Raw genomic sequence first — 14,573 nt, 5'->3', positions numbered from 1 at the left:
CGGCCGGCATTTCGCCGGCCGTTGTCGAAAAATAATCTTGCGCGAGGCGGATCAGACCGCGGAGGTGATCCACTGCTGCAGCTTCGCCTTCGGCGCGGCGCCGACCTGGCGGGAGGCCATCTCGCCGCCCTTGAAGATCATCAAGGTCGGGATCGACATCACGCCATACTTCGACGCGGTCTTGGGGCTCTCGTCGACATTGAGCTTGACGATCTTGACCTTGTCGCCCATCGCGCCGGCGATCTCGTCAAGCGCGGGTGCGATCATGCGGCAGGGGCCGCACCATTCGGCCCAGAAATCGACGACGACAGGGCCGTTTGCCTTGAGCACTTCGGCTTCGAAATCGGTATCGGAAACCTTGCCAACGGCCATGGGAGTACCTCGTTCGGTTGAAAGAATCGGCGCGACGGGAATCGCGCGCCCGGGATCATGGCGTCAACCTATGAACGGCCCCTTGCCGGGTCAAGGACGCTCACGCCGAGATGAAGGGATGCCAGCGCCGCGTCCAGCGCGGGGGCCGAAATCTCCATATATTCAAGGGCCTCGGTCCAGAGCAGGACGGCTCGGACAGGCTTTTGGGGATAAAGCCGCGACAGCACCGCCCGGTACAGCGCAAGCTGCCGGACATAGGCGGCGGGCGCCTCGGCCGCGCTTCTGGGCGCCGCCTGGTTGGTCTTGAAATCCACGATCAAAACCTCATCGGGACGAACGACGAGCCGGTCGATCTGCCCCGACACCAGTGCTGGCTCGCGGCCCGGCCGCTCCAGTTTGCCGACGATGGCGACCTCTGCCCGGCTTCCGGCAGCAAAGACCGGCGCGAAGCGCGATTCAGCGAGCAAAGCGAGCACTTTGTCGGCCAGCGCGGTGCGATCGGGCTCCGGCCAGTCCGACACGTTGCGGGCCATGAAGCCGAGCGCCGCCTCGCGTCGCCGTTCGACGGCGATATCGGGCAGGGATTGCAGCAGCCGATGGACCAGCGTGCCGCGCTGCAATGCGAAGGCGCGGGACTGCACCGATTCCCCTGATCGCACGGCGCGTCCCTCCTCGGACGGCTGGCCGGAGGGACGCACCGGATCGTCATCGACGGTCTGATGTGGTGCCGGCGCCCGCAGCCAATCGGGCAGGGCGACGGTCTGGTTGACGGAGGTCGCGGGCGTTCCAAGCGCCGCGACATCCTCGGGCCGGGCGAATCGGGTGACCTTGCCGAGCGGCGTCTCGCTCACCTGCTTGTCGAGCCCTGAGCCCGCGAGGCCGGTGTCGATCAGGTCATACCAGCTCAACTTGCGGACCGCCTTCCTGTTGCCCGGCAGGCTGCCCCCGACGATCAGACGATCGGCCGCCCGTGTCATCGCGACGTAAAGCAGGCGGCGATACTCGTCCTCGGTCTCCTCGAGCATCGCATTGCGCGCCTCGGCGACCGGCTTGGGATCGTCCGCCTTGCGCCCGGCCCAGACCACGACCTCACCGCCATTGCCGCGCGGCACGTGGATCAGTTGAAGCCGCTGCGAATCCGCCGGCGACGATGTGGTATCGACCATGAACACGACGGACGCCTCCAGGCCCTTGGCGCCGTGCACCGTCATCACCCGCACCTCGTCGCGCGAGATTTCCATGTCGCGCTTCACTTCGGTGTCGGCCGAGCGCAGCCAGGCCATGAAGCCCTGCAGCGAGGCCGGCGCCTTGCGCTCGTAGTTCAGCGCGAGCTCGAGGAATTCGTCGAGCGCGTCGTTGGCTTCATGGCCGAGCCGGCGCAGGATGCGCGCGCGTCCGCCGTCGCCGCCGAGCAGCCAGGCGTAGAAGGCGAAGGGCGTCTCGTCGCGGGCACGACTCTCGCAGGCCTCGAGCCGGCGCAAGGCGGTCGCGAATTTCTCGCTTGTGGCTGCATGCTCGCCGAGCGCACGGCGCAGCGATCCCTTTCGCTCATGGGCCAGTTGAAACAGGTCGTCGTCGTCGAGCCCGAACAGCGGGCTCTTCAGCGCAACCGCGAGCGCGAGATCGTCCTGCGGCAGCAGCAGCGCATCCGCGAGGTTCATCAGATCGATGATGGCGATGTGCTCGGTGAGCTTCAGCCGGTCCGCGCCGGCCACCGGCACGCCGGCGTGCTTCAGCGCCTGGATCACGGCGTCGAACGCGTTGCCGCGCCGCCGCACCAGGATCAGCATGTCCCCATATCGCAGAGGGCGGCGCTCGCCTTCGTGCCCCGTCAGCGTGCCGCTCTCGACCAGCCGCTTGATCTCGGCCTGAATGCGGCGGGCAAGTTTGACCTCGGGGCTGGTGACGGCGACGCCGTCGAACGGCGCGCGCCAGCCTTCGATGTCCTGCCTGTCGTCGGCTTCCGCGAGATCCCACAGCTCGATCACGCTCGGGCCCGCATCGGCCAGCGCATTGTGCAGGGGATGGCCGATCTCGACCGAATGGATGCTCTTGTAGATCTGGGGATCGCGGAAGACGTGGTCGACCGAGTGCAGGATCGTGGCGCCCGAGCGGAACGAATAGGTGAAGGCGACGGGATCGAACTTCAGTCCCGCTGCGGTGAACTTGCGGTGCAGCTCGCGCCGGCGCGCGTCGAATTCGTGCGGAGCCGCCCCCTGGAACGAGAAGATCGATTGCTTCTCGTCGCCGACCGCGAACACGGTGCGGTTCAACCCTTCGCGCGCGCCTTCTCCGGCCGTGAACTCCGAGATGATGTGCGCGACGATGTCCCACTGCCGCGGACTGGTGTCCTGGGCCTCGTCGATCAGGACGTGGTCGACGCCGCGATCGAGCTTGTAGTGCACCCAGCCGGAGGCGACGCGGTCCAGCATCGCCAGCGTCTTGTCGATGAGATCGTCGTAGTCGAGCAGCCCGCGCTCCTGCTTCTCGCGGCGGTAATTCGCGGCAGCCGCGGTCGCGATGTGCAGCAGGGCCGCGGTGCGATCCCGAACCATCACGGCGCGGCGCTTCTCGATCAGCCCTGCAACGCGCTGCGCCTCGGCTTCGAACAGGCGCGCCACGGATGGATTGTGATCGCAGAATTTCTTGGTCAGCACCGCCTTGCGCGGCAGCTTGTCGTCGGTGAGGAACACGGACAGATAGGCATCGACCTGATCGCTGCCGGAAAACAATTTTGCCGCGCGCAGCCGCCCCGCCTGGTCATTGTCGGATTTGCTGCCCTCTTCCAGCGCGAGTGCGATGTCGTCCCAGCGTGATCGCGGCAGGAAAGGTCCATCGAGAATTTCGGTCTCTACGTCCTCGATGCGGTCGCTCGTGTCGACGCCCAGCACCGCAGCCATCTGAGCGGTAGCGGCTTCCGTGTTGCCGGCTTCATCGGTCCAGGCCATGAAATGATCGCGGCTGAGGCACGCCTCGCGCACGACCTCCTTGAAGGTGACGTCGGCGGCGCTCGCCATCGCCGTCAACAGCGCGCGGCCGGTGACGCTGTCCGGATCGCGCGCAGCTTCCAGCAGCACCTTCAAATTGGCGCGCTCCATCATGTCGGTCTGGTCGCGCTCGTCGATCACGGAAAAGCGCGCGGGAACGTTGGCCTCGAACGGAAATTGCTGGAGCAGGCGGGTGCACAGCGCGTGGATGGTCTGCACCTTCAGCCCGCCCGGCGTCTCCAGCGCGCAAGCGAACAGCTTTCGCGCGTTGCGGCGCAATGTTCGATCAGGATGCGGGATGCCGACCGCCTTGATCGCGGCGTCGAGCGCGGTGTCATCCAGCGTCACCCAGTGACCGAGCGTGGTGAAGACGCGCTCGGCCATGTTGGCGGCGGCGGCCTTGGTGAAGGTAATGCAGAGGATCTTCTCAGGCGGCACGCCGGATAGCAGCAGGCGGATCACGCGCTGCACCAGCACATGCGTCTTGCCCGAGCCGGCATTGGCCGACACGAAGGCCGAGGCGGTCGGATCGGACGCGCGCGCCTGCCTCGCGCGTACTTCGTCCGGGATGGGGCGCGGCGCCTTCACCATTCCTCGATTCCCAACCCGCCGGCCGCGGACCATTCCTTGATCCGGGCGAGGTCGTCATAGGCGCCGTAGCGGTTCGTCCACATCGGCAGGTTCAGCGAGGTGTAGGGCTGATTCTCGTCCTCGAAGGCGCGGATCAGCGCCTCCAGTTTTGTCCGCGCTTCTGCTGCCGCCGTGTCCGGCGGCTGCGGCTCGTCGCCTTGCTTGTACCTGAGCTCGAGGAGGCGCTCTTCGCCCGGCGGGTTGTTTCCGCTGAGACGGACATAAACGAGCTGGCTCACGGAGGAGCCGGCATCGATGTCGGGGAAACCGCCCTCGCGCAGGATCGCGGCTTCCAGCGTGAGCTGCGGCGACAGGCCCATGCGAACCTGCTTGCCGGTCGGCGGCTGTCCGGTCTTGTAGTCGAGGATGGCATAGCTGCCGCCCTTGCGGCGCTCGATACGGTCGGCGCGCGCGGAAAGATAGAACGTGCGCGCGTTGTCGAGCTGAATCGAGATCTCGCCGCGGGTCTCCGCGGTGATCGCCTCGATCGCCTCGCGGCGCACGGTCTCCCATTCGCCGAACCAGCGCGCGATGCGCTGGAAGCGCGGCCACCACAGCGCCCGTGCCTCGGGCCGCTCCATCAGCGGAGCGAAATACTTTTCGCCGATTGCGCGCAGCGCGCGGGCGGGATTGTCGGGCAGGCGCGTGGCGTAGGTTTCGGTGAACTCACCGAGTGCATCGTGGATGGCCGAGCCGCGATCGGCGGCGGACAGCGGCATATCGACGGGATCGAGCGCATCGAGGCGCAAGATGTGCTTGGCGTAGATCGTATAGGGATCGCGCAGCCAATCCTCGATCGCGGTGACCGACATTCTCAGCGGCCGCGTTGCGCGCGGCGGCCGCGGCTCCGGCTGCTTGATCGGCCTGACTTCGGCGGGCTGGTCCAGCGCGGCGGCGAACTGCACATATGCCTCGCCGGCGCGAACGGCCGCCTTCCAGAATTCGTCGCCCGCGACAGCCTCCAGCCGGTGCAGGAAGCGCGAAGCCACCGCCGGCGCGCCGCCGGCCTTGGCGGAATGGGTGAGGATCACCTCGTGACTGCCGAGCAGTTGGGCGAAATCGTGCGCGGAAAGGCCGATGCGCCGCTCCGGAAGGTCGAGACCGAGCTCATGCCGCATCGGCCGGCTCAGCCAGGGATCAATCCGTGGCGCCGGCGGCCAGACGCCCTCGATCAGGCCGCCGATGATGATGCGGTCGGCCTGCATCAGGCGCGATTCCAGCGGGCCGTAGATCTGCAGCCGCGCGCCCGGTCTGTCTCGCCGCCGCACAGCGCGATCGCTGAAGGCGGTCTGGAAGACGTCGGGATAGTCGGGCAGCGGCGCCATCAATCCGCTGGTCGTGCTGCCGCGCAGGAGATCGTCGAAGGCGCTGGCGAGCGCGAGGCCTTCGCGCTCCTCGAAGGCAAGCGGAATGCCCTGCTCGTCGCGCGACAGCTCGATCATGATCTCGCGGTGGCGATGCGCAAGTTCGGCGAAGTCATACTGCTTCGAAGAGGCCAGGCTCTCGATCGGTGCCAAGGCATTTTTCAGGATATCGATCAGCGCCTGGATGCGATCGAGATCCTCCGCCTTCAGACGTGCGCGCGGCTCGGCCTTATGGAGCGCGGAGACCTCGCTGCGCCACAGCTTTGCCAGCTCCTCGCGAAAGCGGTTGAATTCGCGCAGGAGGCCGGCCGTGCCGGCAGGCGGACGCGTGCCGCGCAAGACCGCGAGCTCGAGTCCCTCGATCGCCGTCTTCCACGCGCCGGGGGCGCGGCCGAGCCGGCACAGCGGATGCTTCAGCATCGCCAGCAGCGTCGGCGGCTCCAGGCCCTTGGTCGCGGCCTCCGCGGTGAGTCGGGCAAATACGCCGGCGGAGGTTTCCATCAGCACGTCGCCGCCGGAATCGTCGAAGGCGAGATCCCATCGTGTCAGCGCAGCCATCACCCGTCGCGCCAGCGCACGGTCGGGTGTCACCAGTGCCGCCGATTTGTCGAGATGCCGCGCCTCGCGCATGGCGATGGCGATGGCGAGGGCTTCCATTTCAGGGTTGGGGGCTTCGACCACCGCGAGATTCTTCATGCCGGCGGCGATCTTCGCGGCCACGTCAGGCTGCTTCAGCCGGTCGTGCCAGACTTCGGTCTTGGCGGAGGGCCGCATCGATTCCGAGGCGAGGATGTCGCGGCCGCCATCGGCCGGCGGCTGCAAAATCTCGACGTCGCTGCGCTTGATGCCGAAACGATCCAGCAGCGCATTCATGGCATATTGCGGATGGTTCGAGGCCGGGTGCTCCACGAATTTGCCGAGCGCATCGCGAACGCCGCCGATGCTGCGCCAGGCGTCGTCGTCGAGGTCCGTGTCGAGGCCCGGCAGCACCACGGCACCATGGGCTAGCTGCGCGACTGCGTGCAGGAATCTTGCGGTGGCGGGCATCGAGCCGGTCGAGCCGGCTGCGATCACGGGGCCATTTGGATGCGCGGTCAGCCGTTTGGCTTCCGCCGCGATCAGGAGATCGCGCCGCGCCGCCGGTTCGATCCGCTTGATCTCGGCGAGATGGCTAGGCCAGGCGATGCGCGCGATACGCAAAAATTCGAGCGAATGCTGCCAGTAGCGGTCGAGGTTATCAGGCACGAGGCCGTCGAGCGCGTTCCAGTCGACGCCGCGCGTGACCATGTCGTCGATCAGGCGTGCGAGGTCGCCAGCGAGAGCCAGCGTCGAAGCGGGCCCGCCGACCACCAGCGGCGCCAGCACCGGGCCCTTGGCCCAGGCGGCGACCAGTTGCGCGAGCGTCAACCGCCGTTCGAGCTCGCCGAGCCGCGGCGGAATGTCGAGCGGCGTCGCGCCGGAAAACTGCTCGCCTTCATCCGCGAAGGCGAGCTCGTCCTCGTCGATGTCGCCGAGCGCAACGATGCGCGGCAGCACCACGGCGTCGACCTTCATCTCGTCGAGGAAGATCTCGCGCACCACCCGCATCGCGCGTCGGGTTGGAAGGTAGAGCGTGGCGTCCGCCAGTCGCGCCGGCTCCTTGCGCGCCTCGAATCCCTCGACCAGCCGTCCCTCCAGCAAGGCCGTGACGACCGTGCGCAGGAACGGAACCGAGATGGGAACGCTGAAAACACGCATGGGCTGCCTGATTCGTAGGATCAGGCAATATAGGGAGATGGGGTCGAATGGTCATGGGGCGGGATCGGATCTTCCCCGCTGTTCGCGCGACCAGCACAGGTGCCGTAGGGTGGCCCTACGCCACGCTCTCCAGAAACGCCTCTTCCGCGGCGCGCACCGCATCGGGGGTGCCGACATGCATCCAGACGCCGTCGAGGCGCAGGCCGAACAGCCGCTCCTGCTCATTGGCGCGGTCGAACATCTTGGTCAGCGAGAACTCGCCCGCCGGGGCGCCTTCGAAGATCGACGGCGACAGGATAGCCGCGCCGGCATAGACGAACGGAACGACCTCTTTTTCCTTGCGCTTGCGCAGGGCGCCGTCGGGCAGCATGCCGTAATCGCCGCGCCCGCTATAGCCGATGCTGGTCGCGGTCGGCGCCATCAGCAGCAGGATGTCCATGCGCTCAGGATCGAAGTTTTCAGCGAGCCGCGTCAGATTCGAGCGCACGCCGTCGATCCACAGCGTATCGGAATTGACGTGGAAGAACGGCGCATCGCCGAGCAGCGGCAGCGCCTTGACCACGCCGCCGCCGGTACCGAGCACCTGGTCGCGTTCGTCGGAGATGGTCACGCGCGGATGTTGGCGCGATGCGGTGTGATCGATGATCTGGTCCGGCAGGTAGTGCACGTTGACCACGGCCTCGGTCACGCCGGCCTGGCCGAGCTTGTCGAGCACGTGGTCGAGCAGCGGCTGGCCGGCCACCGGGACCATCGGCTTCGGCATCTTGTCCGTCAACGGACGCATGCGCAGGCCGAACCCTGCGGCGAGCACCATGGCTTTGGTCGGTTTGACGGACATCCTTCGCTTTCTCAGACCTTTCGCGTTCGCAGCAATCCTAACACGGGGTTCGATCAGCCGCACCGCATCTCAACCGCCTTAACCAGCCGCCGTGACGGTTGTACGACGGGTGTTGCCGTCATGCCCCGAGGGCTGTGGAGCGCGTCTTTTTCTTCTTGTCGCCGAGCTTGAGGAAATTGACCCCGATCTGGTCGCCATTGACCCAGGCCAGCTCGCAGCGCCGGTAGGCCAAGCCGGTGGACGACAGCAACAGAAAGAACTCTTTCAGATGCAGGCCCTCGACCGAGCCCTCGATGGTCAGCTTGGCGCCGGTTTCGGAGACGTCCTCCATGGTGCAGTCGCGCCGCCAGGTACCGTCGATCCCCATCATCTGGGCCGAGATCCCACGCTCGAAAACAACCCGGCTATTGCCGCGCTGGTCCGTCTTTACCGCCATGTGCCCGCTCCAGCCCCGTAATGATCCGGCTGCTCGCCGCCAGAATACCGACGTCTTGGCTAACAGCCGGTAAATCGGCCCCAAATCAGGGTTGCGGCGGTGGGACGTGGGCGAGATACCAGTCGCGCAAGGAGCTCAGCGACGGATGCGCCAGCGAGCGTTGGAGATAGGTCCAGATCCGCGGCTGGTGACGCAAATAATGCGGCTTGCCGTCGCGGCGGTTGAGGCGGGCGAAGGTGCCGAGCAGCCGCGTGTTTCGCTGCGCCGACATGATGGCGTAGAGCTCGGCGAAGCCGGCGGCGTCGAAACGCGAATCGTTTACACGGCGCGCCTTGATGTAGCGCGACAGCAGCGTCAGCTCGGTACTCTCCGGCACGTCGATGCGGGCATCCTGGAGCAGCGAGACGACGTCGTAGGAGTGCGGTCCGAGCACGGTGTCCTGGAAATCGATCACGCCGACGCGCTCGACGCCACTTCGATCCCCCAGCCAGATCAGATTGGGCGAGTGGTAGTCGCGGATGACCCACGTCTTGGGCGAGGCCTGCGGCGTCTTCAGCAGCTCCCGCCACATCGCGAAAAACTCTGTGCGCGCCGCTTCGCCCAGCGGCGCGTTGCGGTCGGGCAGATACCATTCCGGCATGAGGCCGATCTCGATCAGCATCGCCTCGATGTCGAAGACGGGAATGGCATAGGTCTGCCCGTCCAAGGGCAGCGCCTCTGGCAACGTCTTGCCGTGCAGTAAAACCAGCACGTCGGTCGCGACCTCGTAGCGCTCGCCAATCGGTCGTGGCGGATCGCCTTCGATCACGCCTTCGCTGCCGAAATCTTCCGAGATCAGGAAGCCGTGGTCGAGATCGAAATGGTGGATCTTCGGCGCAGATATTCCTGCCGCGCGCAGGCCTTCGTCGACGGCAACGAACGGCCTTATGTTTTCGGCGAGATGCACTGCTGCGCTGTAGGACTTGCCGTCATAGAGCGCGGCGCCATCGGGGCGCTGCGGCGAGTTCATGAGAATGACGATGCCGTCGTCACGGATCAGTCGCGCATAGGAGCGCGTCGAGGCATCCCCGGCCATACGCTTGCGGCCTGCGTCGATATAGCCGGATGCATCCAGAAACTCGCGCAGCGCCTTCAACCGCGCCACGGTCGCGGCGGACTTGCCACAACCGGTGATATCAGCGGCGCGCGCATTCGAGCCCAGTGCCGGGCGATGCGTCAGCGTGATGTCGATGCGGTCCTGCGGCATCGCCGAGGGCGCGCGCTCGGGCCACTCGACCAGGACGAGGGTGGCATCGGGCAGCGGCGACAGCCCGATCTCCTCGAGTTCGCTCTGGTCCTCGACGCGATAGAGATCGGCATGCATCACCGGAAATGGCGGCAGCTCGTAGCCCTGCACCAGCGTGAAGGTCGGGCTCGGCACTTCCAACTCGTCGTCACCCGCGAGATAGCGGATCAGGCTGCGCGCCGCCGCGGTCTTGCCGGCACCGAGATCGCCGGTGAGGGTGATGACGTCGCCCGGGCCGACCAGCAGGGCGAGGTCGGCCATCAATTGTGCGGTGGCCGTCTCGTTGTGAAGCGCGACGGAGAATGTGACGGGTTCGGTCATTCGGCGGCGTCGCGATGCGCCGCCTGGTCGGTCGGGAAGTCGCAGATCACGACCGTGCCCCGGCCGACGATGGAATCCACCCGCACCTTGCCGCCATGCAGCTCGACGAAGGAGCGCACCAGCGACAGGCCGAGCCCGGCGCCGCGGTGACGCGAGCCCTGCGAGCGGCTTTCGAACCAGTTGAATACCTTGTCCTTCATGTCGGCGGGTATTCCAGGTCCCGAATCTGTCACGGTGAAGACCACGCTGTGCTCGGTGCGCCGCGCGCTGATGCCGACGGTGGAATCCTGTGGAGAAAACCCGACGGCATTGGCGAGGAGGTTATAGAGCACCTGCACCACGCGCTTCTCGTCGCCGATGAAGCTGCCGATATCGGGCGCGATCTCGACCTTGAGGCGGATGCGGTCGGTGGCGAGGCGGTCCTGGATGCCTTCGGCGGCAAGCTCGATGGTCTTGCTGACGTCGACCGGCCCAAGTTCCAGCTTCATCGCGCCGGCGTCGATGGTGGCGAGATCAAGAATGTTGTTGGTCAGCGCCAACAGCGCATTGGTCGATTTGGTGACGTAGTCGAGATATTCGGCCTGTTTCGGCGTCAGCGGCCCGGTCGAGGGATCGCTGAGAAAGTGCGCGAAGCCGATGATGGTGGTCAGCGGCGAGCGCAGCTCGTAGGAGACGTGGTGGACGAAATCCACCTTCATCTGGTCCGCGGCCTCCAGCGCCTCGTTGCGTTCGCGCAGTGCACGCTCGACGTTCTCGGTGTCGGTGATGTCCTGGAACGTCAGCATGGTCGCACCGTCATGCAGCGGCCGGATCATGCCGTCGAGCACGCTGCCGTCCTTGCGCTCCAGCTTCAACGGAACGTCGGCGCGGCTCTCGATCGAGGTGACGGCCTCACGGATCTGGCGCCAGACGGCGGGATCGTCGAACAGCTGCTGGCACCAGCCTTCGACCGTCTGGATGTGCGGCTCGTCGCGCATGGCGTCGCTCGACAGCTTCCACATCCGGACGAAGGCCGGGTTGAACAGTTGGGCCTTGCCGTTGCTGCCGAATACCGCGACGCCCTCGGCGAGGCTGTCGAGCGTCTCGCGCTGAACGCGGATCATGCCGTCGAAGCGGCGGGCGAGCTCGAGGCTTTCTGTGACGTCGTCGAACAGATAGGTCACGCCGCCTTCGGGGTTCGGCGTGGTGACGACCGAGAGCGCGCGGCCGTCGGGCAGGTACCAGGTGTCCTTGGTGGTCTCGACCGCGCGATAGGCCTCGTGCAGCTTGGACTTCCAGGCCCGGAAGTCCGGCTGCTCCGGCAGCTTGCGCGCGGCGCGAAGCTGGTCGAGCACGCTGGAATCGTCAGGATTGGCGTCGAGGAAGCTGCGATCGAGGTCCCACAGCCGACGGTAGGAATCGTTGTAGAAGGCGAGCCGGCGCTGGCCGTCGAACACGGCAACGCCCGAGGAGAGCTGATCGAGCGTGCGGCGATGCGCCTCGGCCATGCGCACCAGCGCAGAGCTGAGCCCATCCGCCTCGCTGGCATCGATGGCGACGCCGACGCTGCCGCTGCCGACATTGACAGCGCGGACGTCGTAGATGCGCCGCTCGCCGCCGATCACGATCGGCAGCCGCGCGTTGAAGTTGGTCGCATCCTTCAGGCCCCGCTCCATCGCGGTGCGGTCGGCGCTGTCGAGCAGCTCGAGCTTGCGCTCCTGCGCGTCGGTGACGCTGGTCGCCTCGGTGGCACGGACATAGGCCGGGTTGGCGTAGGTCAGCGCGCCGTTCCCGCCCTTGGCCCAGATCGGCCAGGGTGCGGCGGCGGCAAAGCCGCGCAGCATCTCGGTCTCGTCGGAGAGCGCGTTGTAGCGCAGATTGGTCTCGGCCAGATCGCGGCGCAGCCCGGAGAGTTCGCGAATCCGGACGATGGCCTGTCCGCCGATGGCGCGGCCGATGGCCTCCAGCGTGTGGCCGTGCGCGGTGGTCAGCGTCAGCTGGAACCCGTCGCCGCGGTCGCGTAGCGCGTCGACCGCATGATCCATCTGGAGCGCCGGCTCCGGCGGCAACCAGGTTCCGAATGCGAGCACGCGCTGCGGGGAGGAATCGCGCGGCAGCACCATGGAAATGTCGCCGGAGATTTGCGCGCGGTTGTCGCCGGCCGGCCAGGAGATCAGGATCTGCGGCTCGGCGAACAGCAGCGCGCCGAAACGGTCGGCCTGGAGCTGGAGTTCCCCGATTCGGGCGCGCAGCCGCGCCTCGTTCTTCGCGGTACGCACCCGCGTGCGCATCAACAGGATCGCTGCCATCACCGAGAAGCCGAGCAAAGCCAGCGCGGTGGCGAGCACCGCGAGTTCCTGCCGGTTGAAATCCAGCATGATGGAGAGGGTGTCGATGAGGTCGGCGGCCTCGGCCGGCGCAGCCGGCAGCAGCGCTGCAAGAGCGCCTCCCAACAAGCCGTTGCGCACGAGCGATGTGCACGACAGCAGCGTCCGACGCATCGACACGATCACGCCTGACATAGTTGCCCCAAGATCGCACGGATTTGCGCGCGACGACCCCCGTCGCGCGCGAATCAAAAGACAATACCCTCACCGTGACTCCGCCGGTAAGAGTCCAGATCGTGAACGCAAACACGGCCCCCCAAAAATGCGGGGCGCGATGTTCCCGCTCACGTCGTTCCTCGGGGTGTTTCGGTTGGAACTGCCGTGCGTTAGCGGCCGGTCGAGCCGAAGCCGCCGGCGCCGCGATCGGTCGCCGACAAGGTGGTCACGGGAACCAGGGCGGCCTGCACGACGGGCGCGATCACCATCTGGGCGATGCGCTCGCCGCGCTTGATGACGAAGGCGGCTTGCCCGTGATTGATCAGGATCACCTTGATCTCGCCGCGGTAGTCCGCGTCGATCGTGCCCGGCGCGTTCAGCACGGTGACGCCGTGCTTGGCGGCAAGCCCCGAGCGCGGCCGCACCTGCGCCTCGTGCCCGGCCGGTAACGCGATCGCAAGCCCGGTCGGCACCAGCGCATATTGGCCGGGTGCCAGCGTAAGAGGCTCGTTGTCAGGAACGGCGGCCATCAGGTCGAGCCCGGCGGCCTCCACCGTCTGATAGGCCGGGAGTGGCAGGCCATCGGCATGGGCGAGGCGTTGCAGTTCGACAGTGACCTTCGTGCTCAAGATGCCGGCTCCCGGGATTTGTCGCTCACGCTTTTCGCAACATGCGCGACCAGTTCGATGGCGACCTGTTCCTTGGTCATCACCGGCCAGGAATCAACAGCAATCTCGCCGTCCTTCTCGTCGCTCTTGCGGCTTATGAGATGTACCGTATTGCGGTCGCCGCCCATCACGCCGGTCGCCGGCGAGACGTCATTGGCGACGATCCAGTCGCAGCCCTTGCGCGCGAGTTTTGATTTGGCGTTGTCGATGAGGTGCTCGGTCTCGGCGGCAAAGCCGATCACCAGCGGCGGCCGCTTGTCGGTCAGTTTTGAAATCGTGGCGAGAATGTCGGGGTTCTCGACAAGCTGAAGCGGCGGCATGCCGGCGGCGGTCTTCTTCAGCTTCTGCTCGCCCTCGTTGGCGACGCGCCAGTCGGCGACCGCGGCGGCGAAGATCGCGATGTCGGCGGGCAGCGCAGCCTGCACCTGTTCCAGCATCTGCCGCGCCGATTCCACATGCTTCACCGTCACGCCCGGGGGATCGCCGAGATCGACGGGACCGCTGACCAGAATGACGTCGGCGCCCGCCGCTTGCGCAGCGGCGGCAATGGCGAAGCCCTGCTTGCCGGAGGAGCGGTTGGCGATGTAGCGCACCGGATCGATCGGCTCGTGCGTCGGACCTGCGGTGATCAGCACGCGCTTGCCGGCAAGCGGCTTCGGCACCGGCGGCCGCAGCAGTCGCTCGGCGGCGGTGGCGATCTCGATTGCTTCGGACATGCGACCGGTTCCGGCCTCGCCTGCTTCCGCCATCTCGCCGGAATTGGGCCCGATCAGCACCACGCCGTCACGCTGGAGCAAGCTGACGTTGCGGCGCGTCGCCGCATTGTTCCACATCAGCGGGTTCATTGCCGGCGCCAGCAGCACCTTGCGGTTGGTCGCGAGCAGGATGGCACTGGCGAGATCGTCGGCATGGCCGTTCGCCATCTTCGCCATCAGATCGGCGGTGGCCGGCGCCACCACGATCAGGTCGCAATCACGCGCGAGCCTGATATGGCCAGCGTCGAACTCGCTCTGGGGGTCGAACAGGTCGGTATAGACGCGCTCATGCGACAGCGCGCTCGCCGCCAGCCGCGTCACGAATTGCTGCGCCGCCTTGGTCAGGACGCAACGCACCTCGATGCGGCGTTCCTTCAGCCGGCGAATCAGGTCGAGCGATTTGTAGGCGGCGATGCCGCCGCCAATGATCAGGGTGACGCTGGCCTCGGGCGGGGCGCCGGTACGCTGGGGCGTGGGGGTGGTGGATGCTGCCGGCGGCGCCGAAAACGGCGTCAGCGGCTCCTCGCGGCCCTCGATCAGCTCCCGCAGGATGACCCGGACTTCTTCTTCGACCGACCTGCGGTTCCTGGCTGATCGCAGCCGCAGATAGGTTTTGACGTGATCGTCCAGCTTGCGGATGGTCAGGCTTGCCACGAGG

General features: G+C 66.6%; 9 protein-coding genes. All 9 read right to left on the bottom strand.

Features of this window, described 5'->3' with window-relative positions:
* Positions 1-51: 51 nt before the first annotated feature.
* On the bottom strand, positions 52-372 hold the full coding sequence (gene trxA / locus ACFDR6_RS05635; RefSeq protein ID WP_007598398.1) for a thioredoxin: 321 nt from the start codon (positions 370-372) through the stop codon (positions 52-54).
* A gap of 68 nt (positions 373-440) precedes the next feature.
* Entirely contained in the window at positions 441-3,950 is a 3,510-nt protein-coding gene (addA, locus tag ACFDR6_RS05630) for a double-strand break repair helicase AddA (protein ID WP_375857703.1), read from the bottom strand.
* Positions 3,944-7,090, bottom strand: a complete 3,147-nt coding sequence (gene addB, locus ACFDR6_RS05625) for a double-strand break repair protein AddB (RefSeq protein WP_317241684.1) — start codon at positions 7,088-7,090, stop codon at positions 3,944-3,946. Before addB ends, addA begins: the two co-directional genes overlap by 7 nt.
* A gap of 115 nt (positions 7,091-7,205) precedes the next feature.
* Positions 7,206-7,928, bottom strand: a complete 723-nt coding sequence (locus ACFDR6_RS05620) for a nucleotidyltransferase family protein (protein ID WP_212083365.1) — start codon at positions 7,926-7,928, stop codon at positions 7,206-7,208.
* A gap of 118 nt (positions 7,929-8,046) precedes the next feature.
* Positions 8,047-8,364: a PilZ domain-containing protein gene (locus ACFDR6_RS05615; RefSeq protein ID WP_375857702.1), complete on the bottom strand. Its 318-nt coding sequence runs from the start codon at positions 8,362-8,364 to the stop codon at positions 8,047-8,049.
* A gap of 85 nt (positions 8,365-8,449) precedes the next feature.
* Positions 8,450-9,970 (bottom strand): tRNA (adenosine(37)-N6)-threonylcarbamoyltransferase complex ATPase subunit type 1 TsaE, encoded by a 1,521-nt coding sequence (gene tsaE, locus ACFDR6_RS05610; RefSeq protein WP_375857701.1) that lies wholly within the window; start codon positions 9,968-9,970, stop codon positions 8,450-8,452.
* Positions 9,967-12,471, bottom strand: a complete 2,505-nt coding sequence (locus ACFDR6_RS05605; RefSeq protein WP_375857700.1) for a sensor histidine kinase — start codon at positions 12,469-12,471, stop codon at positions 9,967-9,969. Before ACFDR6_RS05605 ends, tsaE begins: the two co-directional genes overlap by 4 nt.
* A 191-nt stretch (positions 12,472-12,662) precedes the next feature.
* On the bottom strand, positions 12,663-13,121 hold the full coding sequence (gene dut / locus ACFDR6_RS05600) for a dUTP diphosphatase (protein WP_375857699.1): 459 nt from the start codon (positions 13,119-13,121) through the stop codon (positions 12,663-12,665).
* A complete protein-coding gene (coaBC, locus tag ACFDR6_RS05595) occupies positions 13,118-14,569 on the bottom strand; it encodes a bifunctional phosphopantothenoylcysteine decarboxylase/phosphopantothenate--cysteine ligase CoaBC (RefSeq protein ID WP_375857698.1) in 1,452 nt (483 codons plus the stop codon). The genes dut and coaBC overlap by 4 nt, the downstream gene beginning before the upstream one ends.
* Positions 14,570-14,573: the final 4 nt, after the last annotated feature.

Origin of the sequence: Bradyrhizobium tunisiense, from assembly GCF_042263385.1 — a bacterium.
Lineage (GTDB): Bacteria > Pseudomonadota > Alphaproteobacteria > Rhizobiales > Xanthobacteraceae > Bradyrhizobium > Bradyrhizobium tunisiense.
Note: the sequence above shows the minus strand (reverse complement) of the source record. Positions and strands in the feature narration are given on the sequence as shown.